We start from the raw sequence: 24971 nt of genomic DNA, 5'->3' as shown, positions 1-24971 counted from the left end.
AAGGCGGCTAGTCAACATGGGTTTGAGTTCAGCCCTCGCCAGTGCGATGAGCGGTCTGCGTGCCAACCAGGCCGCGCTCTCGATCGTTTCCTCGAACGTCGCCAACTCGCAGACGCCGGGTTACGTCGTCCAGAAGCCGAACCAGATCGAGGTCACCACCGGTGACTTCGGCTCGACGGCGATGACGACCGGCGTCAGCCGCGAGCTCGACACATACGTGCAGAACCAGCTGCGCACCGAGACCGGCGGCAGCGGCTACGCCGACCAGATGGCCAACATCCTGAAGCAGCTTCAGAATGTCTATGGCACGCCCGGCAACAGCGGCACGCTCGAAACCGCGCTGAACAATTTCACCACGGCGTTGCAGGCGCTGTCGACCAGCGCGGGCTCGTCGTCGGCGCAAACGGTCGCTCTCGGTGCGGCGCAGACGCTGGCGCAGCAGCTCAACCTCACCACCAAGGGCATCCAGTCGCTGCGCTCCAACGTCGAGCAGGATCTCGGCACCTCGGCGCTAGCTGCCAACGGGTCGATGCAGCAGATCGCCGACATCAACACCAGGCTCCAGGGCCTGCCGGCAACCGACCCCTCGGCTGCGACGCTGATGGACCAGCGCGACCAGGCCATCAACAATCTGTCGAAATATGTCGACGTCCGCGTCACCACCGACGGTTCGAACCAGGCCAACATCTACACCACCACCGGCATCCAGCTGGTCGGCGCCGGGCTCGCCTCGCAATTCACCTTTGCGTCTGCCGGCGCGCTGTCGGCGACCTCGCTCTACGACATCGATCCGGCCAAGTCCGGTGTGGGCGCGTTCAACATCAAGCTCCCGAACGGCGCGCAGGTCGACGTCGTCGCCAACAACGTGGTTTCTTCGGGCCAGATCGCGGCCGATCTCAAGCTGCGCGACCAGACGCTGGTGCAGGCGCAGAACCAGATCGACCAGCTCGCCGCCACGATGTCGAGCGCGCTGTCGGACAAGACCACGGCCGGCAGCACGGTGTCCGGTCCGCCGGCCGGGTTCGATCTCGACCTCGCCGGGGCAGCGCCGGGCAACAGCGTCAACATCACCTACACGGACACGAGCACCAACACGCAGCGCCAGATCACGCTGGTCAACGTGACCGATCCGGCGGCGCTGCCGCTCCAGAACGCGACCAACGCCAATCCGATGCAGATCGGAGTGAACTTCTCCGGCGGCATGGGCGCGATCGCCTCGGCGCTCAACACCGCGCTTTCCAGCTCGCATCTGTCGTTCGCCGCCGCGCCGTCGCCGGCGACGGCCACCACACTGCGGGTGACCGACGACAACACCGGCCTCGCCAAGGTCAATTCGTCCTCGATCACCAAGACGATCTCGTCGCTGACCTCGGGCAATCCGCAACTGCCGCTGTTCACCGACGGCGGGCAGGCGCTCTACACCGGCGCGATCACCGCATCGGGTTCGCAGATGACCGGACTTGCCGGGCGCATCGCCGTGAACACGCAGCTGACCACCGACCCGACCAGGCTGTCGGTCTACAACACCTCGCCGGTGACGCCCGCGGGCGACACCACGCGCTCCGACTTTCTCTATTCGCAGCTCACCTCGGCGGTGTACTCCTATTCGCCGCAGAGCGGTCTCGGCTCGGCGAGCCAGCCCTTCACCGGCAGTGTTTCGAACTATCTCCAGCAGTTCCTGAGCGTTCAGGGCAATGCCGCGACCCAGGCGACCCAGCTCCAGCAGGGCCAGAGCGTCGTGGTCTCGACGCTGCAGGCCAAGTTCAACTCGACTTCCAGCGTCAATCTGGACTCGGAGATGTCGAACCTGATCCAGCTCCAGAATGCCTACGCCGCCAACGCTCATGTCATGTCGGTGGTGCAGAGCATGATGAACACGTTGCTCCAGGCTCAAGTGTAACTAGTAACAGGGCTCTGAAATATGTCGATCAGCAGCATCAACTACTCCTCGTCGGTTCTCGGCTCGCAGATCCGCAACATCAACACGCAGCTTACCGACCTGTCGACGCAGCTCTCGACCGGCAAGCTGTCGCAGAACTATTCCGGAATGGGGACCAACGAGGGCTTTGCGATCGCCGGGCGCGCGCAGCTGTCCAATATCGCGGCCTATACCGACACGATCACCAACGTCAACGTCAGCATCAACCTCGCCAACACCGCGCTGCAGGCGCTGACCACGATCCGCAACACGGTGCAGACGGGCTCGGCCAACACCGCGCAGGATCTCAACGTCAACGGCCAGACGGTCGCGCAGAACACCGCCGCCGCCCAGTTCGGGTCGATGGTCGGCGTGCTCAACACGCAGGCGGGCAACCGCTATCTGTTCTCCGGAACCGCCGTCAACACGCAGCCGGTCGCGGATGCCGGCGACATCATCAACGGCACCACGACGCAGGCGGGCTTCAAGACCGTCCTTGCCGAGCGCCAGGCGGCCGATCTCGGCACCGGCACGGGGCGGTTGGTGCAGACGTCATTGCCGTCGGGCGCGGTGCAGGTGTCCGAGGACGTTGCCGGATCGCCATTCGGGCTCAAGGTCGCGGCGGTCTCCTCGACGCTGACGGGCGCGACGGTCACCGGCCCGAGCGGCTCGCCGGTGTCATTCTCGGTGAATCTCAACGGCACCAATCCGAACAATGGCGACAAGCTCAGCGTGAAGTTCACGCTGCCCGACGGCTCGACCGAGCAGATCGACCTGACTGCGTCCACCGCCACGCCGACGCCCGTCGGCAGCTTTGCGATCGATGCAAGCGTTCCGGTCAACCCGGCCAACACCCAGACCAGTCTCAACACCGCGCTGAACACCGCGATCACGAAGCTCGCCAACACTGCGCTGGTGGCGGCATCCGCGGTGACTGCCGGCGACAATTTCTTCAACACCGCGAGCTCTGCGATCGGCATGCCCGTCAACAACCAGGCGGCGCCGCCGGCGCCCGTGACCGGCGCGACGGCGTTGTCCGGCGCGAATCCCTCGGACTCGATCTCGCCGGGCTTCGTCGCCGGCGACACCATCACCGTCAACGGCACCACGCTCTCCTTCGTCAGTTCGGGGGCGGCCGGCAACCAGCTCAACGTCGGCGACAGCATCCAGACGCTGATGAGCAAGATCGACCAGATCACGGGGACCTCGAAGCCCTCGACGGTCCATGGCGGCTCGATCACGATCAACACCGACGATGCGGCGAACCTGAGCATCACGACCTCGAATACGGGAGCGCTGGGTTCGCTTGGTTTCGCTTCCACGCCCGTGACCGCCACGCAACCGCCGCTGCGCGTCGGCTCGTCGCCAGCAAGCTCGGGGACGACGCTGGTCAACGGCTTGGCCACCACCGTGAAATGGTACCAGGGCAATGACGGCCCCGGCTCGCCGCGCTCCACCGCGATGGCGCGGGTCGACGATTCCGTCACGGTGCAGTACGGCGCGCAGGCCAACGAGGACGCGATCCGCAAGGAATTGCAGGCGGTCGCCGTGTTCGGGACGTTCTCGACCTCGCCGGCCGGACAATATTCGGGCGGGCAGGTCGCCGCGCTCAGCCTGCGGGTGACGCAGGCGCTGACCAAGCAACCCGGCCAGCAGCGCATCGAGGACATCCAGACCGACCTCGCGATGTCCCAGAACACGATGAAGGACGCAAGCTCGCGCCAGACCCAGGCCAAGGCGCAGCTCCAGACCATCATCGACCAGGCGGAATCGGCCTCGCCGGACCAGGTCGCGAGCGAGATCCTGTCGCTCCAGAACGCGCTCCAGGCGTCCTATCAGGTCACCTCGAACCTCTCGCAGCTCTCGCTCGTCAAGTTCCTGTAAGGGGCGTTAAGGCGCCGTTAACCATGCCTCTTTACCTCTTGGTGAGGATTGGAGCGGGGCGGAGCTGCCGATGTCGGACAAGATGAAGCTGGTGGTGGCCACGCCATGTTTTGGCGGGCAGGTGACGAGCATCTATGCAAGCTCGATCTTCGCGCTCCAGCGCGCCGTACACGGCATGGCCAATATCGAGCTCAAGGTGCTGCTGCGGGACGGCGACGCGCTGATCACGCGGGCGCGGGCCAATCTGGCCGCGATGTTCCTGGACGATCCCGACGCGACGCATTTCCTGTTCATCGACGCCGACATCGGCTTCAAGCCGGTGCAGGTGTTCCGGCTGATCGAGTGCGGCGCGGATGTCGTTGCCGGCTGCTATCCGATCAAGCGGGTCAATTGGGACAAGGCGAAGCGCGCGATCGAAGCCGGCCGCACCGACGTGCCGGCCGCATCGCTCGATTACGTGCTCGAGATCGAGGATCCAGACCGCATCGTGGTGGTCAACGGCTTCACTCGCGTGCGCTACGCCGGCACCGGCTTCCTGATGATCCGGCGCCACGTGCTGGAGGCGATGGGCCGCCATCCGGACTACGCCAGCCTGCAATTCTTCCGCGAGCATTCGCACGACACGCTGGTGGCGAGCCAGAACCGGTTTGCCCTGTTCGAATGCATGATCGATCCGGCGACCGGCACCTATCTCTCCGAGGACTTCGCCTTCTGCAAGCGCTGGACCGACATCGGCGGCGAGATCTGGGCGGACATCCAGAGCTCGCTCGATCACGTCGGGCCGTCGGTGTTCCACGGCGACATCACCTCGCAATTCGCACCGGCGCCCGCTGCCGCCGCGGCCGATGCGGCGTGAGGCTTTCGGGATGAGCGCCGGCGCATCCCGTCTGTCAGCTACGCCTCCTCGACCGGCTCGACGATCTCGCAGACGGCAGGCGGAATTGCCGTGCGCAAGGACGGCGCGGTGACGGGGCTCGCCGGCGATAGCATGGCGGTGCCGCTGATTGACATGGCGGCCGGCATTGCGATGCGCCCGGACGCCGGTGCAGCGGTGCTGCGCGCGGTCGAGACCAGCCTCGCGCAAGGCCGGCGCGTTTTGTTGCAGATCATGGATTCGTCAAAACTCGGTCGGCGTGCCCCAAGCGAGGCGTGTCTTGATGAGATCGCGCGGCGCTGGCCGCGCAAGGTTCAAATCGTCGTCGACGCCTGTCAGGCGCGGCTCGGCCGCCGGCGGCTGCGCCCCTATCTCGACCGCGGTTACATGGTGCTGACCACCGGCTCGAAATTCTTTGGCGACCCCACTTTCAGCGGCGCGCTGCTGGTGCTGAAAGGCCTGCAGGCGCAACGCAATGTGCAACACGTTCTCGATCGCATCACCCATGTCCTGGTGAAGATCGAGAAGTCCGCGTTCGAGGTGTGAGATGCAACATCCAGTTTCCGCGTCGATCGGCGTGACCGCGCCGAACCATGCCGACCGCATCGGCTTTGCGCAATTGACGCGCCGGGCATTCGAGGGCGGCGACCTGCATCCGTTGCGCGACCGGCTCCTGACGCGGATCGATGAGGGGACGGCGGAGGCGGGCGAAGGCCTGGATCTGTCGCTGATTGCCCAGCTTCTCGGCGAGAAGGAGGCTGGGCTCGTGATCCAGACCGAGGTACTCTCCTTCCACCAATTGTTTCGTACGCCTTGCGCTGTTCCAAAACCCCGCCTGCGCGTGCTCGCGCTCGCCGCCGATATCGACATGGGCGGCAACACGCCGATCGACTTCCTGCTTGAAGACTCCGACATTGAGCTGTTGACGCTCTACGTGGTCAAGGGCATCGGCCTGCCGGAAAATCTGCCCGAGCACGACGTCGCCATCGTGATTGCATCCGATTCCGAAGAATGCCGGGAGGCGCTCGCGCTGATCGAGAAGGCAGCGCCGCGCTGGCCGCGGCCGCTGCTCAATCGCCCCGATCTCATCGGCAATCTCGATCGCGACAAGCTGTATCGGTTGCTGGCGGGCGTGCCCGGCCTCGACATTCCCGCGACCATCCACGCGACGCGCGCGCAATTGTCGGATCTCTCGACAGGGAACGTCGCCTGCGAAGACATCGCGGGCGAACTGCACTTTCCGATGATCGCGCGGCCGCGCGGCTCGCATGCCGGCGTCGGGCTCGCCAAGCTCGATGACGCGGCGGCCCTCGCGGCCTATCTTGCCGAGCGGCAAGAGAACGACTTCTTCCTTGCGCGTTTCGTCGACTATGCGAGTCCCGACGGGCTCTACCGCAAATATCGTCTCGCCATGGTCGACGGCAAACCCTATGCCTGCCACATGGCGATCGCCGATCGCTGGGACATCTGGTATCTCAACGCCTTCATGGCGTTCAGCGAAGAGAAGCGGGCCGAAGAAGCCGTCTTCATGCTCGATTTCGACCATGCTTTCGCCGCGCGCCACAAAGCCGCGCTCGACGAGATGAGCAGGCGCGTCGGCCTCGATTACTTCATCGTCGATTGCGCCGAGAACCAGAACCGCGAGCTGCTGGTCTTCGAAGCCGACAATACTGCCGTCGTGCACAACATGGATCCGCCGGCCGTGTTTCCGTACAAGCCGCCGCAGATGCGCAAGATATTTGCGGCATTCACGACGATGCTGTCGCGGCATGCAAGAGCGGGCGAGGAGAGCGCAGCATGAACGAGATCATCCGCAACACGCAAAGCTCCGTCACGCACACTTCGCTCGATCCACAGGACTGGAGCGAGTTTCGTGCGCTCGCCCATCGCATGCTTGACGAGACGATCGACGGCATCGTCAACGTTCGCGCACGTCCGGTGTGGCAGCCGATCCCCGACGGCGTCCGTGCGGCATTCAAGGCCGACGTGCCGCGCGAGGCAAGCGATCTCGCCGACGTCTATCGCGAATTCGCCGAGCACGTCGCGCCCTACGCGACGGGGAATGTCCATCCGGGTTTCATGGGCTGGGTGCATGGCGGCGGCACCGCGGTCGGCATGCTCGCGGAAATGCTCGCGGCAGGCCTCAACGCCAATCTCGGCGGCCGCGACCACATGCCGATCGAGGTCGAACGCCAGATCGTCGGCTGGATGCGCCGCCTGTTCGCCTTTCCCGACAGCGCGAGCGGCATCTTCGTGACGGGCACGTCGATGGCCAATCTGATGGCGGTGCTGGTGGCACGTACGAGCGCGCTCGGCACGCTGGCGCGGCAGTACGGCATCGGCAATGATGGCGCACTTCTGACCGCCTACACATCGCAGGCCGCGCATGGTTGCGTCGCGAGGGCGATGGACGTCGCCGGGCTCGGCACCGATGCGCTGCGCAAGATCGGCGTCGATGCCGATCATCGTATCGACGTCGCCGCGCTGCGTGCGCAGATCGCGATTGATCGCGATGTCGGCTTCAAGCCGTTCCTGGTCGTCGCATCCGCCGGTACGGTCGACATCGGCGCGGTCGACGATCTCAAGGCGATCGCGGAGCTGTGCCGCGAGGAGGGAATCTGGTTTCACGTCGACGGCGCCTTCGGAGCGCTGGCGATCCTGTCGCCCGAGCTTGCGCCGCTGATCGGCGGCATCGAGCTTGCGGATTCTATCGCGCTCGACTTCCACAAATGGGGGCAGGTGCCTTATGACGCCGGCTTTCTGCTGGTGCGCGACGGCGAGCAGCATCGGCAGGCCTTTGCGCAGCCCGCGGCCTATCTGCGCCGCGAGGCGAGAGGGCTTGCGGCGGGCGCGATCTGGCCCTGTGATCTCGGTCCCGATCTATCGCGTGGCTTCCGTGCGCTGAAGACGTGGTTCACGCTGAAGACGTTCGGCACCGATCGGCTTGGCGCGGTGATCGCGCGAAGCTGTGCCCTGGCGAAATATCTGGAGACGCGCGTTCTCGCCGAGCCGCGGCTGGAATTGCTGGCACCGGTCAATCTCAACATCGTCTGCTTCCGCTACCGCGCCCCCGATGAGGTCAATCGGGAGATCGTCGCCGACATCCAGGAGTCCGGTATCGCGGCGCCCTCAAGCACGACGCTGGGCGGCAAGTTTGCGATCCGCGCCGCGATCGTCAATCACCGAACCGACGAGACGGACATCGACGCGCTGGTCGCAGCGGTGCTGGAATTCGGCGGACGGCGGAGCCGCGATACTGTGATCGAGGTCGAAGCGCCGCCGCTCGCGGCGCAGGAGTATTGATGCAGGCCTGAAACGACAACGGCCCCGGAGGCGATCCGGGGCCGTTGTCGTTTGCGCGGTCTGGTCGTTTGCGCAGCGCTGCCGCGCGAACGGGCTATATCAGGCGGCGGTGCTGACGTCGTCCTGGTCCGCTTCAGCCTTGGGACGCGTGGCCTCGAACTGGCCCCGCAGCTTTTCTTCGTAGGCGATCAACTTGCGGGCGTCCTTCAGTGCGCGATAGAGATCGCCGTTGAGGATGTTGTTGTTGATGCCTTCGATGATCGGCCAGGAGCTCGGCACCGCGGTGACGATGTCGCGCACGAGGTTGAAATAGGTGCCGTGCTGGGTCTGCGGATCCGGCGAGATGTACATGAGCTGGACCGCCAGATAGACGAGCTTGGCGGGCGTGTCGGCGGTCTCCGGCGTGAGGATGTCGCGCTCGCGCAGGATCGGCACGTTGTCGCCGTCGATCAGAAGGCGGGCGCGCTGGTCGGTGTTGGTTATCACGCAGTTACCGACGATGATGCGTTCGTGCGGTCTGAGCTCGACCTTGAGGGCCATGCCTGTTCTCCATCAACGCTTTCGTAACCGAGCGTGTGTTGCGGCGGGTCAGGGCGCAATACTCCATCAAGACTAGTTAACGAGTTGTAAATCCCGGCCCACGCCGCCGAAAAGCTCAATTACATCAACGTCGAAATCGCCCGGCGGCGCAGCGTCGCTCGTGTGCAGATCGGGCGAATCGCGCGCCGACTCAGCAAAAGCGCCGATTCCATTTCATGTTTCGTTAGAGGACTCCGCCCCACGGTCCGCCGGTCGCTGGGTCCATCTCGATCCAAGCAGACGAGTAACAGTAGCGTCGTTTACCAGAAAGGTAACAGAGTCATGTCAGGTATCGTCCTCTCCTCGTCGGTTCGCCAGAACCTGCTCTCCCTCCAGTCCACCGCTGACCTTCTCGCCACCACGCAGAACCGTCTGTCGACCGGCAAGAGCGTCAACTCGGCCCTGGACAATCCCACCAACTTCTTCACCGCGCAGTCGCTCGACAACCGCGCCAGCGACATCAACAATCTGCTCGACGGCATCGCCAACGGTGTGCAGGTGCTGCAGGCTGCCAACACCGGCATCACCTCGCTGCAGAAGCTGATCGACTCTGCGAAGTCGATCGCCAACCAGGCGCTGCAGACCACGGTCGGCTACTCCACCAAGTCCAACGTCTCCGCCTCGATCTCGGGTGCGACGGCGGCCGACCTGCGCGGCACCACGTCCTTCGCCAGCGCGACCGCGAGCAGCAACGTCGTGTATAACGGCACGGCCGGCGGCACCACGGCGGCAGGCGGTACCACGACGCTCGGCGCCACCCTCGGCACCTTCACGGGTACCGCGGGAACGGCCGGCGACGGCACCACGGCCCTGACCGGCGCCATCACCCTGATCGCCACTTCGGGCACGACCGCAACCGGCCTGGTCGGCAACGCCCAGCCCGCCGACGGCGACACGCTGACCGTGAACGGCAAGACCATCACCTTCCGCTCGGGCTCTGCTCCGGCGTCGACTGCGGTGGCCTCCGGTTCTGGCGTCAGCGGTAACCTCGTCACCGACGGCAGCGGCAACTCCACCGTCTATCTCGGCACCGCGGGCACCCCGACTGCGACCGTCAACGATCTCTTGACCGCGGTCGATCTCGCCAGCGGCGTGAAGACGGCGTCCATCACCGCGGGTGCCGCGACGCTCGCCACCAGCGTCAACCAGACCGCTTCGAGCGTCGGCGGCGGCGCCGTCACGCTGAAGAGCTCGACGGGCGCGGATCTGAGCGTCACCGGCAAGGCCGACCTGCTCAAGGCTCTCGGCCTGAGCTCGGCAGTGGGCGGCGGCAACGCCACCGTGAGCGTCAACCGGACCACGAGCGCTGGCTCGCTGGGTGCGACGATCGCTGACGGTTCGACGCTGAACGTCGACGGTCACGTCATCACCTTCAAGAACGCGCCGACCCCGGGTACGACCGGTGCTCCGAGCGTTCCGAGCGGGTATGGTGCGAGCGGTGCGGTCGTCACCGACGGCAGCGGCAACTCGACCGTCTATCTGCAGTCCGGCACGGTTAACGACGTGCTGAAGGCGATCGACCTTGCCACCGGCGTGCAGACCGCGACGATCAACGCCAGCGGCGTTGCTGCGCTTACGACTGCAACCGGCCAGACCAACTCGTCGATCAACGCATCTGGTCAGCTCAAGATCTCGACCGGCGTCAATGCCGACCTCTCGATCACAGGCACCGGCAACGCGCTGAACGGGCTCGGCTTTGCCGGCAACACCGGCACTGCGAGCGCCTTCACCGCGGCACGGACCTCGGGCGTCGGCGGCCTCACGGGCAAGACCCTGACCTTCTCCGCCTTCAACGGCGGCACGGCGGTCAATGCCACCTTCGGCGACGGCACCAACGGCACCGTCAAGACGCTCGACCAGCTCAACTCGAAGCTTCAGGCCAACAACCTGACCGCGACGATCGACGCCAACGGCCTGCTGACGGTCTCGACCACCAACGACTACGCGTCCTCGACCATCGGATCGAGCGCCGCAGGTGGTTCGATCGGCGGCACGCTCACTTCGGCGCTGACCTTCTCGACGGCTTCCAGCCCCGTCCAGGATACGGTTGCCCAGACGTCGCGTTCGAACCTGGTGTCTCAGTACAACAACATCCTTAAGCAGATCGACTCGACTTCGCAGGACTCCTCGTTCAACGGCGTCAATTTGTTGAACGGCGACCAGCTCAAGCTGGTGTTCGACGAGACCGGCAAGTCGAACCTCAGCATCACCGGCGTGACCTACAACTCCAAGGGTCTCGGCCTCGCTGCGTTGACCGGCGGTGTCGACTTCATCGACAACGCCGCCACCAACAAGGTGCTGACCAACCTGAACACGGCCTCGAGCACGCTGCGTTCGGAAGCGTCGAGCCTCGGTTCGAACCTGACGATCGTGCAGGTTCGTCAGGACTTCAACAAGAACCTGATCAACGTGCTGCAGACCGGTTCGTCCAACCTGACCCTGGCCGACACCAACGTCGAAGCCGCCAACAGCCAGGCGCTGTCGACCCGCCAGTCGATCGCGGTCTCCGCGCTGTCGCTGGCCAACCAGTCGCAGCAGAGCGTGCTCCAGCTGCTCCGCTAACAAGCGGAAGACATCGCAAGCAAGATCCGGCGGCGGGGCTTCGGCTCCGCCGTTTTTTTTCGTGCGTCAGCCGACATTCGCAGCCACGCAACGCTCTGAAAAAGTAACCAGCGGTTATGGTTAATGGAGGGTAAGCGCGGATAAACGCCAATGATTTCAGCCTGATTGCCGGCCGCGACCACGCCTTCCGCGCACTTATGGTGAACCCGCGCTTAACGCGGGCGCGTGTCGTTTCACCCTTTGTTAGCCATGTCGCGGCACGCTGTCCCCGTCACTCGATCCGAAGCGATCGAACGAAGACGCGTAAACCAGAAGGGTAAGTGTTATGTCCGGTATTGTTCTCTCTGCGTCGGTTCGTCAGAACCTGCTGTCTCTCCAGTCCACCGCCGACCTCCTCGCCACCACACAGAACCGTCTGTCGACCGGCAAGAGCGTCAATTCGGCCCTGGACAATCCCACCAACTTCTTCACAGCCCAGTCGCTCGACAACCGCGCCAGCGACATCAACAATCTGCTCGACGGCATCGCCAACGGCGTGCAGGTGCTGCAGGCCGCCAACACCGGCCTGACCTCGCTGCAGAAGCTGATCGACTCTGCGAAGTCGATCGCCAACCAGGCGCTGCAGACCACGGTCGGCTACTCCACCAAGTCCAACGTCTCCACCTCGATCGCGGGTGCGACGGCGGCCGACCTGCGCGGCACCACGTCCTTCGCCAGCGCGACTGCAAGCAGCAACGTGCTCTATAACGGCACGGCCGGCGGCACCACGGCGGCAAGCGGCACCACGACGCTCGGCGCCACCATCGGCTCCTTTGCAAGCACTGGCGCAACGGCCGGCGACGGCACCACGGCCCTGACCGGCACCATTACCCTGATCGCCACTTCGGGCACGACCGCAACCGGTCTGGTCGGCAACGCCCAGCCCGCCGACGGCGACACACTGACCGTGAACGGCAAGACCATCACCTTCCGCTCGGGTTCTGCTCCGGCCTCGACTGCGGTTACGTCCGGTTCGGGCGTCAGCGGCAATCTCGTCACCGACGGCAGCGGCAACACCACCGTCTATCTAGGCACCGCCGGCACGCCGGCTGCAAACGTCAACGATCTCTTGACCGCGATCGATCTCGCCAGCGGCGTGAAGACGGTTTCGATCACTGCGGGTGCCGCGACGATCGCCACCAGCGTCGGCCAGACCGCCTCGAGCGCTGCTGGCGGCGCCGTCACGCTGAAGAGCTCGACGGGTGCGGATCTGAGCGTCACCGGCAAGGCCGACCTGCTCAAGGCTCTCGCCCTGACGACGTCTTCCGGTGCAGGCAATGCAAGCGTGTCCGTCAACCGGACCACGAGCGCGGGCTCGCTGGGTGCGACCCTTACGGATGGTTCGTCGCTGAACGTCGATGGTCACACCATCACCTTCAAGAACGCGCCGACCCCGGGTACGACCGGTGCTCCGAGCGTTCCGAGCGGGTATGGTGCGAACGGCGCGATCGTCACCGACGGTAACGGCAACTCGACCGTCTATCTGCAGTCCGGCACGGTTGCCGACGTGCTGAAGGCGATCGACCTTGCCACCGGCGTGCAGACCGCGACGATCAACGCCAGCGGCGTTGCTGCGCTTACGACCGCGACCGGCCAATCGAACTCGACGATCAATACGTCCGGTCAGCTCAAGCTCTCGACCGGCATCAACGCCGATCTGTCGATCACGGGCTCAGGCAATGCGCTGAATGTGTTCGGGCTCGCCGGCAACACCGGCAGCGCGTCGGCGTTCACTGCGGCGCGCACCTCCGGTGTCGGCGGCATTGCCGGCAAGACCCTGACCTTCTCCGCCTTCAACGGCGGCACGGCGGTCAACGTCACCTTCGGCGACGGCACCAACGGCACCGTCAAGACGCTCGATCAGCTCAACACGCAGCTTCTGGCCAACAACCTGGCTGCCACGATCGACGCCAACGGCCGGCTGACCATCACGGCGTCCAACGACTACGCGTCCTCGACGATCGGTTCGACCGTCGCAGGCGGTGGGATCGGCGGCACGCTCACCTCGGCGCTGACATTCTCGACGGCTTCCAGCCCCGTCCAGGATGCCGTCGCGCAGACGGCCCGTGCGAACCTGGTGTCTCAGTACAACAACATCCTGAACCAGATCGACACGACCTCGCAGGACTCCTCGTTCAACGGCGTCAACCTGCTGAACGGCGACCAGCTCAAGCTGGTGTTCGACGAGACCGGCAAGTCGAGCCTCAACATCACCGGCGTGACCTACAACTCCAAGGGTCTCGGCCTCGCTGCGCTGACCGTCGGTGTCGACTTCATCGACAACGCCGCGTCCAACCGCGTGCTGACCAATTTGAACGCCGCGTCGAGCACGCTGCGCTCGGAAGCCTCAGCGCTCGGTTCGAACCTCTCGGTGGTGCAGGTGCGTCAGGACTTCAACAAGAACCTGATCAACGTGCTGCAGACCGGCTCGTCCAACCTGACCCTGGCCGACACCAACGTCGAAGCCGCCAACAGCCAGGCGCTCTCGACCCGCCAGTCGATCGCGGTCTCCGCGCTGTCGCTGGCCAACACCTCGCAGCAGAGCGTGCTTCAGTTGCTCCGCTAAGCAGCTGAAACTACTAAATAAATCGAGCGGCGGGGCCAGTTGCCCCGCCGCTCTTTTTTGCGTCCGGAGGCGGGCAGGGGCGTTCACCCGCCATTAACCCTATCCCTTAAACCGGCGTTAACCATACTTTAAAGGACACCCTCTAAGACTGGACAAAAGCCCGCTTTCCAGACCGCGCGGCCGATTCGTACCCGGTTCAAGAGGAAGACTCGCCAATGTCCAACATCGTTCTCTCGGCGTCCGTTCGCCAGAACCTGTTGTCGCTGCAGTCGACGGCCGACTTGCTGGCCACGACGCAGGAGCGGCTGTCGACCGGTAAGAAGGTCAACACGGCACTCGACAATCCCACCAACTTCTTCACAGCGCAGGGGTTGGACAACCGGGCGAGCGACATCAGCAACCTGCTGGATGGCATCAACAACGGTGTGCAGGTGCTCCAGGCGGCCAACACCGGCATCACATCGCTGCAGAAGCTGATCGACAGCGCCAAGTCGATCGCCAACCAGGCGCTCCAGACCACGGTCGGCTATTCCACCAAGTCGAACGTCTCCACCACGATTCCCGGTGCGACGCCCGCCGACCTGCGCGGCACGACCTCCTATGCAAGCGCGACCGCCAACAGCAACGTGCTCTATACCGGCGCACCCGGTGGCGTGACCCCGGTCACGGGGACCGCCGCACTTGGCGCCTCGCTGGGCTCGACCGCCGGCGCCTTTACCGGAACAGCAGCGCTCGCCGCCGATGGCACCACCGCACTGTCCGGTACCGCTACGTTGCTCGGCACCACGGCATCCACCACCTTCAGCACGGCGCCCGCTGATGGCGACACCATCACGGTCAACGGCAAGTCCATCACCTTCCGCACCGGCGTCGCTCCGAACACGCAGCCGACCGGCTGGGGCCTCAACCCCAGCGGACACATCGCCACCGACGGCAACGGCAATTCGATCGTCTATGAGGGAACGGCGGCTGCACCGGGGGCGACAGTCAACGACGTCCTCAGCGCGATCGACCTCGCCAGTGGCGTCAAGACCGCGACCATCAGCGCCGGCGCTGCGACCATCGTTGTCAGCGGCTCGGCCGGTCCGATCGGCACGCTCCAGGTGGCATCGTCCATCTCGGGAGGCGGCGCGGTTACGCTGAAGAGCTCGACCGGCGCCGACGTAAGCTTGACCGGAAAGGCCGATTTCCTCAAGGCGCTCGGTCTGACCACCGCGACCGGTGCAGGCAATGCCAACGTGACCGCAAATCGGTCGACGACGGCCGGCTCGCTGGGCAGTCTTGTTCAAGACGGTTCGACCCTGAACATCGACGGCCACACCATCACCTTCAAGAACGCCCAGACGCCCCAGTCGGCGTTGAGCGTCACCTCCGGCGGCGTCAACGGCAACGTCGTCACCGACGGCAACGGCAATTCGACCGTCTACATCCAGAGCGCGACACTCACCGATTTGCTCAACTCGATCGACCTTGCCACCGGCGTCAAGACCGCCAGCATCTTCAACGGCGCGGCGACCCTGTCGACCACCGCGGGCCAGATCCCGTCGTCGGTCAACAGCAGCGGTCAGCTTGCGCTCTCGACCGGCATCAACGCCGACCTGTCGATCACCGGCACCGGCAACGCGCTCAACGCCTTCGGTCTTAGCGGCAACACGGGAACGGCAACCGCTTTCGCCGCGGCCCGCAACTCCGGTGTTGGTGGCGTCAGCGGCAAGACGCTGACCTTCACCTCCTTTAACGGCGGCACCCCGGTGAGCGTCACCTTCGGCGACGGCACCAACGGCACCGTCAAGACGCTCGACCAGCTCAATGTGCAGCTTCAGGCCAACCACCTGACGGCGACGATCGACGCCAACGGCGTGCTTACGGTCACCACCGTCAACGAGTACGCGTCCTCGACCCTCGGCTCGACTGCCGCGGGCGGCACGGTCGGCGGTACGCTCACCGGCGTGCTGGCCTTCACCACCGCGCAGCCCCCGATTCAGGATCCCGTCGCGCAGACGGCGCGCTCCGGCCTGGTCAGTCAGTTCAACAACATCCTGGCGCAGATCGACACGACCTCGCAGGACTCGTCCTTCAACGGCGTCAACCTGCTCAACGGCGACACGCTGAAGCTGGTCTTCAACGAGAACGGCAGCTCGACGCTCGGCATCAACGGCGTGGTGTTCAACGCGGCCGGCCTCGGTCTCAGCAATCTGGTTCCCGGCACGGACTTCATCGACAACGGTGCCACCAACAAGGTGCTGGCCAGCCTGAATGCGGCCTCGAGCACGCTACGCTCCGAAGGTTCGTCGCTCGGTTCGAACCTGTCGATCGTCCAGGTGCGTCAGGATTTCTCCAAGAACCTGATCAACGTTCTCCAGACCGGCTCGTCCAACCTGACGCTCGCCGACACCAATGAGGAAGCGGCGAACAGCCAGGCGCTGTCGACTCGCCAGTCGATCGCGGTGTCCGCGCTGTCGCTGGCCAACCAGTCGCAACAGAGCGTGCTGCAGCTGCTCCGCTAATTCGCAGCGCAAGATCGCTACTCGATTTCGCGGCGGGGCCAAGGCTCCGCCGTTCATTTTACGCAGATCGCTAAGACAGGATTAGCTGAGATTGATGCGCATCGTGCGAGGCTTATTTACAGCGTGCACGTGCACATCTAGCTTCGTGATGAAGGACTTCGGGACCCGTAATACTCCGGAGTGCTTCCAAGCACACATGTAAGCAAATCTTAAGCGGTGCTGCCTAGGGTTGGGAAAGAAATCCTTAAGCGCGTTCAACGGGCTAGGTAACCTCCAAGGTGTGATTGATGTCGAATTCCGCTGCCTCGGCCTACGCGCGTGTTGCAACGACCACAGCATCCCCTCGCGACGTCGAGGCGCAGACCCTGCTCAAGGCTGCCAACAAGCTTCAGGATGCGATCAACAACGCCGAGCCGTTCAGCGAGCAGACCACGCAAGCCCTGATGTTCAATCGCAAGCTCTGGACGATTTTCCTGAGCGAGGCCATGCGCGAGAACAATCCGCAGCCGCTCGACGTCCGGCAGAAGATCGCCAACATCAGCGTGTTCGTGCTGAGCCAGACCGCCGCGCTGCAGATGAGTCCGCAGTTCGATCACTTCCGTCCGCTGATCGAGATCAACCGCAATATCGCCGCCGGTCTGTCCGGCCGTCCGTGATCAAGGACGGCTCGTTCCGCTTCGGCAACACCAAGTTGATGCTGACGGATGCCGGCAAGGCGCAGATCAAGGAACGTCGTCACCGATCCTGCGACCGGGTCGAGCTATCTCGACACTGCCGTTGCGACGCTCGACGCCTGATCGTCAGGCGCTGAGGTCGGTGCTGGCCGGACGCGAGGGCTCGGATTTCAAATCCTGCGCATGGAAATAGGCCCGCCGGCGAAGCATTGCTTCGTCGGGGAACTGGTTGACCACGGCGTCGGTCCTGTCGTTGACGACCTGGAAGACGAAGGACGCCGCCGCCTGGTCGAACACGACCTGGCGTGAGACGTTTTCGTTGCTCCGCAAATCATTGCGTGCAGGCGCGCTCGCATCGCCAGCGGCCACTGTCTGGCTCACTGGCAGCTCGGTTTGCACGGCTTCGTGTGCCGCCGCGTTCGACGTCGTTACGATCTGCACGGCAGCCGGTATCCCCACCGGCCTGATGCTGAAATCTGTACTCATGGCAGCCTCCTGGTTGCCTCACGTGAGTCAAATCCCAACCCCTCTCAATGCGCAACCATGGAACACCAGGATTGAAGACCCGGTAAGGAAACGTGCCTAACCGCGCGACCACGTTGCCGCGCGGTTTTTCGTAAAATTGTCGCTTGTTCTTGCGCGCGCTCAGAGCGAGCGGCTGACCGCCAGCGGGGTGATGTGGCGCGGGCCCGGAGCGGCGCGCCGCCCCGCGGCCGTGTAGGTGTTCGGCACGTTGCGCTTCTGGATCTCGGCATTGACGCCGCGCACGACGCTTTCCGAGACCGCGTGTGCGGTTGCGAGCACGGTGAGATTGACCTGGAGCATCGCGCGGAATGCATCGTGGTGCCGATGCAGCGTCGAGAGCAGTTCGGGTTCGGATTTCGCGAGTTGGGCCTGGTTGGCCTTCAACTGGCTGACGGCGCCGACATAGTTTCGCGACAGCTCTTGCTTCTTGCTCTCGAGGGTCATCGCCTCGCGGACCTGTCCGGCGCGCACGAGCTCGGTCTCGCGCTCGATCACTCCGAGCAGGGCGCTCATCGCATCCATCAACTGCTCGGCGACCTTGCGCGCCTCGGCGCTGCCGGGTGCGGTGTTCGGGCGCTGCGCTTGCACCGGCTGACGCGAGGCGTTGAAGTGGTTCATCTCGTTTGACCTTATGCCGTGCGGATGGTTTTCGCCTGCTGCATGATGAGGGTGCGATAGACTTCGGTGGCGACGCCGACGCCGCCGGCGTTGGCGAAGTTCTTGGAATATTGCTCGGTCAACATCGAGCGCCACACGCCGGTGCCCGGCGTGTCGCCGAACGGACCTTCGCCCTTCAGACTCGAGGTCATCTGCGAGAACATGCTGTTGAGGAACATCGCCTCGAAGTCGGTGGCGGTCTTCTGCGCCTTGGCCTGCTGCTTCTGCGGGACCTTCTGCAGGGCCGCGGCGAGGTCGAAATCCGGCCGGCCGTTGCGGCTCTCCACCGAGAAGGCAGAGCTGGCGACGCGTGCGGTGTTGACCATGCCGGTCTGCATCACATCACCTCGATGTCGGCTTCGATCGCACCGGCGGCCTTGATCGCCTGCAGGATGCTGATGAGATCGCGCGGGCCGATGCCGAGGCCGTTGAGGCCGTCGACGAGCTGCTGAAGCGAGACGCCGTCCTTGACGACGGCGAACTTCTTGCCGTCCTCGGTGACGCTGACACTGCTGCGCGGCGCGACCACGGTCCGTCCCCGCGACAGCGGGTTGGGCTGGCTCACCTGCGGGCTCTCGGAGATCGTGACGGTGAGGTTGCCTTGTGCGACTGCAACGGTGGCGACGCGGACGTCGCGGCCCATCACGATGATGCCGCTGCGTTCGTCGATGATGATCTTGGCGGCGAGATCCGGCTCGACCTGGAGCTGCTCGATCTCGGTGAGAAAGGCGACGACGTTGCCCTTGAACTCCGGCGGGATCGCAAGCTGCACCGTCGACGGGTCGATCGGCTCGGCGGTTTTGACGCCGAGATAGTCGTTGATCGCGGCGGCGATCCGCTTGGCCGTGGTGAAGTCGGCGTTGCGCAGCGCAAGGCGGACGTTGGGCAGGCGATTGAGCGCGAACTCGATCTCGCGCTCGATGATGGCGCCGTTGGCGATGCGTCCGACGGTCGGCACGCCACGCACGATTTTCGCCGCTTCGCCCTCGGCCTGGAAGCCGGAGATCGCGAGCGAGCCCTGTGCGACCGAGTAGACGTTGCCGTCGGCGCCGAGGAGGGGGGTGACGAGCAGGGTGCCGCCCTGGAGATTCTTGGCGTCGCCGAGCGCAGAGACGGTGACGTCCATGCGCGTGCCCTGGGTGGCGAAGGCCGGCAGATTGCCTGTCACCATGACGGCGGCGACGTTGCCGGTGCGGATGGTGGCGCCGCGGATGTTGACGCCCATGCGCTCGAGCATCGCTTGCAGCGACTGCTTGGTGAAGGGGATGTTGTTGAGGGTGTCGCCGGTGCCGTTGAGGCCGACGACGAGGCCGTAGCCGATGAGCTGGTTCTGCCGCACGCCTTCGATGTTGGCGAGATCTTTGATGCGCGATGTCGCGCTTGCAGACGTGACCGAGAGCGCCAGCGCTGACAGCGCGGCGCAGGCCACCCCAACAATCCTCACCCAACGAACGCTTGGCATCCTCTGCTCCCCGAGGCTCCTCAAATCGACGGATCCTCACGACACTCCCATGACGAGCTGGTCCGACGCTGTCCTTGCGAGCGCTGTGCCAACTCGGAGCAGCGGGGGTAGGTGGCTGAACAGGTTGAGTAAATCTGTTTCGAGCGGTCTCAGCCGGTGTTGTCCCTGAGGAGCGAAACTGCCGCCTGTCGGCAGATTTTGCCGGGCTGTTTACGGGCCGTTAACCATAAAACGGCGAATGTGGCGCATCGATCACCCGGATTGCTTCCGATGCGCATCTACGGACCGAACGGCACCACGCTTGGAACGCCGGCCAGCCAGGCCAGGCGGACGAGCTCCGGCACCTTCGTGCTGCCCGACACCTCGTCGGCGCAGGAGACGCGGGGCGCTGCCGCACCGAAGGCCGCCGCCAACATCGACGGGCTGCTCGCGCTGCAAGGCATCGAAGAGAACCCCGTCGAGCGTCGCAAGCGCTCGGTCACGCGCGGCAAGACCGCGCTCGACGTGCTCGACGATCTCAAGATGGGGCTCCTCTCCGGCAAACTCGATGCGTCGACCGTGATGCGGCTGCGTGACGCTGCGGCGAACCTGAAATCGTCTTCCGGCGATCCTGGTCTGGACTCGGTGCTGTCCGAGATCGAGCTGCGCGTCGAGGTCGAACTCGCCAAGGCCGGGCAGGCGTAGCGTCTTACGCCGCTTCATCCTTCTGCGCGTCGTAGCGGCGCTGGGCGGCGAGCACGTCTTTCAGATTCTGCTCGGCCCAATCTCGGAGCGGATCGACCGCAGCTGCGAGCGTCACGCCGAGCTGCGTGATCGAGTATTCCACGGTCACCGGCACGGTTGCGATGGCGTGACGCTTGATCAATCCGTCGCGATCGAGCGACTTGAGAACCTGGCTCAGCATCTTCTGCGAAATGCCTTCAATCGTGCGGCGCAACTGATTGAAGCGCATCGGCTCCTCGCGCAGCAGTAGCAGGATCAGCACCGCCCATTTGTCGCCGACGCGGTCGAGGATCTGTCGCGTGGGGCAGTTCGCTGCATAGACGTCCGGCTTCATCGTCGGGTCCTCACGATCCATTCCGCTCATTTGCCGGCCGCCGCCGGTTACTCCTGCGTAAGCAGGTAAGCACAAGGTGCTCTCTTAACACCAGCATTCTTTATGATATCTAGTCACCGGTAGTTACCACAGAAGCAAAGGAGCCTTTCATGAAGATCGCAGTTGCCGGCGCCTCGGGCCGGACCGGGTCGGAGATCACCAAGGAACTGTCGCGCCGCGGCCACGCGGTCACGGCCATCGCCCGCAACCCCGAGAAGATCGCGGTCCTGCCGAACGTCACGCCCACCAAGGGGGACGTCCTCGACCGGTCCGGTCTTGCCAAGCTGTGGGTTGGGCACGACGTCGCCGTGAGTTCCGTGCACTTTCTGGCCAGCGACGCGCTCAAGCTGATCGGCGCGGCAAAGGATTCCAAGGTCGGTCGTTACCTCGTGGTCGGCGGGGCCGGCAGCCTTGAGGTCGCTCCGGGCGTCAAACTGGTTACAACTCCCGGTTTTCCGGCTCAGTACAAGGCTGAGGCTGAGGCGGGTTCGGCTTTTCTCGACCTGCTGCGGCAGGAAAAAGAGCTGAACTGGACCTTCATCTCGCCATCGGCCCTGTTCATCGAGGGGGAGCGCACCGGCAAGTTCCGGCTTGGGACCGATCAGCTTCTCGCAGATGCGAACGGGAAGAGCTGGATCACCTTCGCTGACTACGCCATCGCGCTCGCCGACGAGATCGAACGGCCGGCCCATGTGAAGCAGCGTTTCACGGTCGGCTACTAGGCCTTCGGCCGCCCCCGGGGCCCTCCAGGATAAACCTTCCTGTAGGATAAACCTTCCTGTGCAAGGGCTTGGGAGCGCCAATCGGGCGATCAGGGAAACATTGTCTGTCACATGAGGCCGCTATATAACGCCCCGCTCAGCGGACTCCGTTCCGTTTGCGAGTCGTTGCTTAGACAGATAGGCCGCCCTTGGAAAAGTTGAAAAACTACCGACCGACCGAAAAAGAGCCTTTCATGAACGACAGGCAGAAGGAGTACTTCCGTTTGAAGCTCCTCGCCTGGAAGGATGAGATCCTCAAAGAGTCCAAGCTCACCCTGCAAGCCCTGCAGGAGGAGAACGTGAACCACCCCGATCTCGCCGATCGGGCGTCGTCCGAAACCGACCGCGCCATCGAACTCCGTGCCCGCGACCGCCAGCGCAAGTTGATCGCCAAGATCGATGCCGCGCTCCAGCGTATCGAGGACAACACCTACGGCTATTGCGAGGACACGGGGGAGCCGATCTCGTTGAAGCGGCTCGAGGCCCGGCCGATCGCGACGCTCTCGGTGGAAGCGCAGGAGCGCCACGAGAAACGCGAGAAGGTCTATCGCGACGAATAGAGCCTGAGCCGCAGAGATGCGGCTCTTTGTTTTTTGGATGCAAAGCGCAGTTTCGCGCCGTGATTAGCATTTTGCCTGTCGCTTGCAACCCCGCGGCGCGCGAGCGCAATCGCGAAAAGTGAATCGTAATCAATGGGCTGGACTTAACTCCTCCGAGCTCACGTGAGTTCGGATGAGCAACAGCCTTCACTTCGGGTGCGGGAGGTTTCGCGAGTCGCGTCAACGACATCGACTCGAATGCTGAGACACCGATCCAGCAGCTTCACGCGTCGCTGCAATCAGGCCTGTTGCGCCCCTAAAAGGTGCGCTTCCCCATAAAGCCTGGACCAGTTCAATATTTCCTTAAACGCTGGCAGCAGGCCATGAGGCTGTCCCATGTGATGTGGCCGATCTGCGTCCGCAGCTTATCCAGCTTGGGCTGGCAATGACGTGCTGCCGTGCGGCCCCGCGCTTGTCACACCCCGGCGGGGATGCTGAAGTGCCGCCCTCGATTGCGTAGCGTGGGAGGCGGCGCCAATGGACAATATTCTCAAGGCCGCAAAGGCGATTGCGCTCGCGCGCCGCAACCACGCGCCGCTCGCGGCGCTCGAAGTTCCTCCGGCCGATGAAGCCGAGGGCTATCAGGTCCAGCGCGCGCTGCACGATCTGCTGCTGCCGCATGTCGGCCCTCTCATCGGTTACAAGATCGGCTGCACCAGCCAGGTGATGCAGGATTATATCGGCATTCCGCACCCTTGCGGTGGCGGCGTGTTCAAGAAGGGCGTGCACGACAGCGGCGTGCAGCTTGCGGCTGCCGACTATGTCCGGGTCGGCGTCGAATGCGAGATCGCCGTGCGGCTCAAGCGCAATCTTGCCGCCGGCGAGGCGCCGTTCACGGCCGAATGGGTCGGCGAGGCCGTCGAGGCCTATCATCCCGCGATCGAGATCGTCGACGACCGCTATGTGAAGTGGGAGACGATGGGCGCGCCGACCTTGATCGCCGACGATTTCTTCGCCGCCGGCTGCGTGCTGGGTGAGAGGGTGCCGCGCTCGTCCGTGCCGGACCTGAGATCGGTCAAGGGCCGCGCCATCGTCAACGGTGAGGAGGTCAGCCACGGCACCGGCGCCGACGTGCTCGGCCATCCCCACAACGCACTCGCCTGGCTCGCCAACCATCTCGCCGCCGAGGGCAAGGGCTTGCACGCAGGACAGCTCGTGCTGACGGGGAGCCTGGTGAAGACGCTGTGGCTGAAGGCCGGCGACAAGGTGCGGATGGAGCTGGATGGGCTGGGGACGGTCGAGGCGGAGTTTACGTGACGTCTCCGCCGTCATTGCGAGGAACCCGTCGCGACGAGGCAATCCAGAATCTTTCCGCGGCGGCAGTCTGGATTGCTTTCGCTGCGCTCGCAATGACGGAGGTTGGGGCACGATTTCGTTCTTTCAATTTACATCGCAATTGCGGACGCACCACCACATCCTCGCGGCATCTTCCGCCCAAGTTTTGCAATCGTCTCGCCCTCCTGAAGATCAAGAAGGTGCAGGGAAGGCCGGGCGCCGGCTGGCACCCGCAATCCCGTGTGCGGATCAAACGCGCACGGGTGGATCACAGGTGACGCCGGGACATCCCGGCCTTCCCTGCGCGAATGGTTTTAACGGTGTCCTTCGTGCTCTCCCCGGGGAGCGATGCACTATTGCCCCCGTCGCCATGCAGATGGCTGATGCGCGTGCCCGGTCGGACAGCACACATCACTACAAGACTTGACGCACAGACCCCGGGCGTCAGGACCACACGACTTCTCCGTCCGCGCGCATCCCCGCTCGCATCATCGACGGCTGGCGTGCGCTCACCATCGAAGCCGAACCGGGACGCCGTCAGCGTCGTGTCGTCACGCGAGAGGTTCTGCTCACGGAATACCATCGAAGGATTCCCGCCCTGCAAAGCTCTTCGCGCCCGACGCCGTCGCGTCCACTGCATTCCATCCCTCGTTTCGTGACGGTCGCGAGACGCCCTCTTGTGAGAAGGAACAAAGAGGGAACATAATGAAGCGATCGGAGCGCGTCAACAATAAATTTCTAAAATCCGAAAATTCTGAAATAGAAAATTGGTAACGAATATGGTACCAAAAATCGAGATCGCGGAATACAGCATCGACGGTCGTATCCCGTTTCGGGATGGTATGACCGGCTCGATGCGCAGGCCGCCGCAGCTGTCGCCGTTGCAATTGGACGACTTGCCGATGGAAATACCTCGAACGTCAAGTCGATCGGTGAGGGCGCGGCCGAACTGAAGATCAACCGCCGGCTACCGGGTCTATTTCGGGTGGGACGGCAGCGTGCTGGTGATCCTCCTGGGTGGCGGCACCAAGCAGAGGCAACAGAGCGATATCAGCGTCGCGCTTCGTCGATGGCGTGACTACAAGGTGCGAAAGCGCAATGAGGGATGACCCGATGCCGTTGACCCACAGTTTTCAAGAGACCATTCGCGCGCGGGCAGAGCGCGATCCAACTTTCCGCGAGGCGCTGTTTCAGGAGGCGATGCAGACCCTGTTGCAGGGGGACACCGATTACGGTCGCACCGCGCTGCGGACTTACATCAATGCCACTATCGGTTTCGAACGATTGAGCGAGGTGCTTGATCGTCCGCAGAAGAGTCTGATGCGGATGTTCGGGCCGGGCGGAAACCCAACAATGGGCAACTTGGTGGCGGTGATCCGCGCGCTTCAGGAGGAGACCGGCGTGCATCTGGAGATACGCGCAGTCATGGATGTGGCGTGATGTGCACGCTCTCGCCTCCATCGTTGCGAGGAGCCCTTCGCGACGAAAGCAATCCAGAATCTTTCCGCGGACGCTCCGAATTGCTTCGCCGCGCCCACAATGACGGAGTTTGGGGCAGCGGTGTCGCTACAATTTCTCGCCTCTGACTTGCTTCTTGCAGCCGACGCCGTCGCCAAAATACATGCGGCCCTCGCCAGGGGAGCTAGCGAGGGCCGCGTCGTACATCGTCGTTCGCGCCTAGGTCCGCGAA

General features: G+C 64.1%; 21 protein-coding genes and 1 pseudogene. 16 read left to right on the top strand and 6 right to left on the bottom strand.

The features are described from left to right. Positions 1–16 precede the first annotated feature (16 nt). The 6 genes and pseudogenes from flgK (at position 17) to IVA74_RS35225 (ending at position 7979) form a co-directional block, all read left to right on the top strand. Entirely contained in the window at positions 17–1900 is a 1884-nt protein-coding gene (gene flgK / locus IVA74_RS35250; RefSeq protein ID WP_247351999.1) for a flagellar hook-associated protein FlgK, read from the top strand. Between the two features lie 21 nt (positions 1901–1921). After that, on the top strand, positions 1922–3802 hold the full coding sequence (locus tag IVA74_RS35245; protein WP_247351997.1) for a flagellar protein: 1881 nt from the start codon (positions 1922–1924) through the stop codon (positions 3800–3802). A 70-nt stretch (positions 3803–3872) separates the two neighbouring features. Next, complete coding sequence (locus IVA74_RS35240) at positions 3873–4658, top strand: hypothetical protein (RefSeq protein WP_247351995.1); 786 nt, start codon at positions 3873–3875, stop codon at positions 4656–4658. 72 nt (positions 4659–4730) lie between these two features. Continuing rightward, a pseudogene (locus IVA74_RS35235) lies at positions 4731–5138 on the top strand (hypothetical protein); the annotation flags it as partial. 85 nt (positions 5139–5223) lie between these two features. Next, entirely contained in the window at positions 5224–6477 is a 1254-nt protein-coding gene (locus IVA74_RS35230; RefSeq protein ID WP_247351993.1) for a hypothetical protein, read from the top strand. Further along, complete coding sequence (locus IVA74_RS35225) at positions 6474–7979, top strand: aspartate aminotransferase family protein (protein ID WP_247351991.1); 1506 nt, start codon at positions 6474–6476, stop codon at positions 7977–7979. Before IVA74_RS35230 ends, IVA74_RS35225 begins: the two co-directional genes overlap by 4 nt. Before the next feature lie 99 nt (positions 7980–8078). Here IVA74_RS35225 and flbT read toward each other — a convergent pair whose 3' ends face one another. Next, on the bottom strand, positions 8079–8519 hold the full coding sequence (gene flbT, locus IVA74_RS35220) for a flagellar biosynthesis repressor FlbT (RefSeq protein ID WP_247351989.1): 441 nt from the start codon (positions 8517–8519) through the stop codon (positions 8079–8081). 321 nt (positions 8520–8840) lie between these two features. On the opposite strand from flbT, the gene IVA74_RS35215 reads away from it, so the two are divergent. The 5 genes from IVA74_RS35215 to IVA74_RS35195 all read left to right on the top strand — a co-directional run bounded on the left by IVA74_RS35215 (position 8841) and on the right by IVA74_RS35195 (position 17043). Then, positions 8841–11120: a DUF1522 domain-containing protein gene (locus IVA74_RS35215; protein WP_247351987.1), complete on the top strand. Its 2280-nt coding sequence runs from the start codon at positions 8841–8843 to the stop codon at positions 11118–11120. 325 nt (positions 11121–11445) lie between these two features. Further along, positions 11446–13725 carry a DUF1522 domain-containing protein gene (locus IVA74_RS35210; protein ID WP_247351985.1) on the top strand — a complete coding sequence of 760 codons (2280 nt, stop codon included), beginning with the start codon at positions 11446–11448 and terminating at the stop codon, positions 13723–13725. Between the two features lie 215 nt (positions 13726–13940). Then, a complete protein-coding gene (locus tag IVA74_RS35205) occupies positions 13941–16232 on the top strand; it encodes a DUF1522 domain-containing protein (RefSeq protein ID WP_247351983.1) in 2292 nt (763 codons plus the stop codon). A gap of 287 nt (positions 16233–16519) precedes the next feature. Further along, positions 16520–16888, top strand: coding sequence for a flagellar biosynthesis regulator FlaF (gene flaF / locus IVA74_RS35200; RefSeq protein WP_247351981.1), 369 nt, complete (start codon positions 16520–16522; stop codon positions 16886–16888). Next, entirely contained in the window at positions 16885–17043 is a 159-nt protein-coding gene (locus IVA74_RS35195; protein ID WP_247351979.1) for a hypothetical protein, read from the top strand. The genes flaF and IVA74_RS35195 overlap by 4 nt, the downstream gene beginning before the upstream one ends. Here the strand turns inward: IVA74_RS35195 and IVA74_RS35190 are convergent. The 4 genes from IVA74_RS35190 to IVA74_RS35175 all read right to left on the bottom strand — a co-directional run bounded on the left by IVA74_RS35190 (position 17033) and on the right by IVA74_RS35175 (position 19550). Beyond that, complete coding sequence (locus IVA74_RS35190; RefSeq protein WP_247351977.1) at positions 17033–17392, bottom strand: hypothetical protein; 360 nt, start codon at positions 17390–17392, stop codon at positions 17033–17035. The two genes, IVA74_RS35195 and IVA74_RS35190, sit on opposite strands and share 11 nt — an antisense overlap. 159 nt (positions 17393–17551) lie before the next feature. Next, positions 17552–18049 (bottom strand): hypothetical protein, encoded by a 498-nt coding sequence (locus tag IVA74_RS35185; RefSeq protein ID WP_247351975.1) that lies wholly within the window; start codon positions 18047–18049, stop codon positions 17552–17554. An 11-nt stretch (positions 18050–18060) separates the two neighbouring features. Beyond that, positions 18061–18426: a flagellar assembly peptidoglycan hydrolase FlgJ gene (gene flgJ, locus IVA74_RS35180; protein ID WP_247351973.1), complete on the bottom strand. Its 366-nt coding sequence runs from the start codon at positions 18424–18426 to the stop codon at positions 18061–18063. Then, entirely contained in the window at positions 18426–19550 is a 1125-nt protein-coding gene (locus tag IVA74_RS35175) for a flagellar basal body P-ring protein FlgI (protein ID WP_247351972.1), read from the bottom strand. Before IVA74_RS35175 ends, flgJ begins: the two co-directional genes overlap by 1 nt. A gap of 270 nt (positions 19551–19820) precedes the next feature. On the opposite strand from IVA74_RS35175, the gene IVA74_RS35170 reads away from it, so the two are divergent. Next, positions 19821–20234 carry a flagellar assembly protein FliX gene (locus IVA74_RS35170; protein ID WP_247351970.1) on the top strand — a complete coding sequence of 138 codons (414 nt, stop codon included), beginning with the start codon at positions 19821–19823 and terminating at the stop codon, positions 20232–20234. 4 nt (positions 20235–20238) lie between these two features. Here the strand turns inward: IVA74_RS35170 and IVA74_RS35165 are convergent, their stop codons facing one another. After that, entirely contained in the window at positions 20239–20607 is a 369-nt protein-coding gene (locus IVA74_RS35165) for a helix-turn-helix domain-containing protein (RefSeq protein WP_247352188.1), read from the bottom strand. Between the two features lie 149 nt (positions 20608–20756). On the opposite strand from IVA74_RS35165, the gene IVA74_RS35160 reads away from it, so the two are divergent. From IVA74_RS35160 to IVA74_RS35145, 4 genes are all read left to right on the top strand, one after another. Next, positions 20757–21368, top strand: coding sequence for an NAD(P)-dependent oxidoreductase (locus IVA74_RS35160; protein WP_247351968.1), 612 nt, complete (start codon positions 20757–20759; stop codon positions 21366–21368). Between the two features lie 233 nt (positions 21369–21601). Next, positions 21602–21967, top strand: a complete 366-nt coding sequence (dksA, locus tag IVA74_RS35155) for an RNA polymerase-binding protein DksA (RefSeq protein ID WP_008554760.1) — start codon at positions 21602–21604, stop codon at positions 21965–21967. Positions 21968–22483: 516 nt separating this feature from the next. After that, positions 22484–23263 (top strand): fumarylacetoacetate hydrolase family protein, encoded by a 780-nt coding sequence (locus tag IVA74_RS35150; protein WP_247351966.1) that lies wholly within the window; start codon positions 22484–22486, stop codon positions 23261–23263. 1131 nt (positions 23264–24394) lie between these two features. Next, positions 24395–24721, top strand: a complete 327-nt coding sequence (locus IVA74_RS35145; RefSeq protein ID WP_247351964.1) for a transcriptional regulator — start codon at positions 24395–24397, stop codon at positions 24719–24721. The last annotated feature ends 250 nt before the right edge of the window (positions 24722–24971 follow it).

It is taken from the genome of Bradyrhizobium sp. 132, assembly GCF_023074185.1.
Lineage (GTDB): Bacteria > Pseudomonadota > Alphaproteobacteria > Rhizobiales > Xanthobacteraceae > Bradyrhizobium.
Note: the sequence above shows the minus strand (reverse complement) of the source record. Positions and strands in the feature narration are given on the sequence as shown.

What these genes read in the sequence shown, in the direction of transcription:
- IVA74_RS35230 (WP_247351993.1), top strand. Translation starts at nt 5,224, where the DNA reads ATGCAACATCCAGTTTCCGCGTCGATCGGCGTGACCGCGCCGAACCAT.
- flaF (WP_247351981.1), top strand. Translation starts at nt 16,520, where the DNA reads ATGTCGAATTCCGCTGCCTCGGCCTACGCGCGTGTTGCAACGACCACA.
- IVA74_RS35215 (WP_247351987.1), top strand. Translation starts at nt 8,841, where the DNA reads ATGTCAGGTATCGTCCTCTCCTCGTCGGTTCGCCAGAACCTGCTCTCC.
- IVA74_RS35245 (WP_247351997.1), top strand. Translation starts at nt 1,922, where the DNA reads ATGTCGATCAGCAGCATCAACTACTCCTCGTCGGTTCTCGGCTCGCAG.
- flbT (WP_247351989.1), bottom strand. Translation starts at nt 8,519, where the DNA reads ATGGCCCTCAAGGTCGAGCTCAGACCGCACGAACGCATCATCGTCGGT.
- IVA74_RS35240 (WP_247351995.1), top strand. Translation starts at nt 3,873, where the DNA reads ATGTCGGACAAGATGAAGCTGGTGGTGGCCACGCCATGTTTTGGCGGG.
- IVA74_RS35225 (WP_247351991.1), top strand. Translation starts at nt 6,474, where the DNA reads ATGAACGAGATCATCCGCAACACGCAAAGCTCCGTCACGCACACTTCG.
- IVA74_RS35165 (WP_247352188.1), bottom strand. Translation starts at nt 20,607, where the DNA reads ATGAAGCCGGACGTCTATGCAGCGAACTGCCCCACGCGACAGATCCTC.
- IVA74_RS35145 (WP_247351964.1), top strand. Translation starts at nt 24,395, where the DNA reads ATGCCGTTGACCCACAGTTTTCAAGAGACCATTCGCGCGCGGGCAGAG.
- IVA74_RS35160 (WP_247351968.1), top strand. Translation starts at nt 20,757, where the DNA reads ATGAAGATCGCAGTTGCCGGCGCCTCGGGCCGGACCGGGTCGGAGATC.
- IVA74_RS35210 (WP_247351985.1), top strand. Translation starts at nt 11,446, where the DNA reads ATGTCCGGTATTGTTCTCTCTGCGTCGGTTCGTCAGAACCTGCTGTCT.
- IVA74_RS35175 (WP_247351972.1), bottom strand. Translation starts at nt 19,550, where the DNA reads ATGCCAAGCGTTCGTTGGGTGAGGATTGTTGGGGTGGCCTGCGCCGCG.
- IVA74_RS35190 (WP_247351977.1), bottom strand. Translation starts at nt 17,392, where the DNA reads ATGAGTACAGATTTCAGCATCAGGCCGGTGGGGATACCGGCTGCCGTG.
- IVA74_RS35150 (WP_247351966.1), top strand. Translation starts at nt 22,484, where the DNA reads ATGGACAATATTCTCAAGGCCGCAAAGGCGATTGCGCTCGCGCGCCGC.
- flgK (WP_247351999.1), top strand. Translation starts at nt 17, where the DNA reads ATGGGTTTGAGTTCAGCCCTCGCCAGTGCGATGAGCGGTCTGCGTGCC.
- IVA74_RS35170 (WP_247351970.1), top strand. Translation starts at nt 19,821, where the DNA reads ATGCGCATCTACGGACCGAACGGCACCACGCTTGGAACGCCGGCCAGC.
- IVA74_RS35205 (WP_247351983.1), top strand. Translation starts at nt 13,941, where the DNA reads ATGTCCAACATCGTTCTCTCGGCGTCCGTTCGCCAGAACCTGTTGTCG.
- IVA74_RS35185 (WP_247351975.1), bottom strand. Translation starts at nt 18,049, where the DNA reads ATGAACCACTTCAACGCCTCGCGTCAGCCGGTGCAAGCGCAGCGCCCG.
- dksA (WP_008554760.1), top strand. Translation starts at nt 21,602, where the DNA reads ATGAACGACAGGCAGAAGGAGTACTTCCGTTTGAAGCTCCTCGCCTGG.
- flgJ (WP_247351973.1), bottom strand. Translation starts at nt 18,426, where the DNA reads ATGCAGACCGGCATGGTCAACACCGCACGCGTCGCCAGCTCTGCCTTC.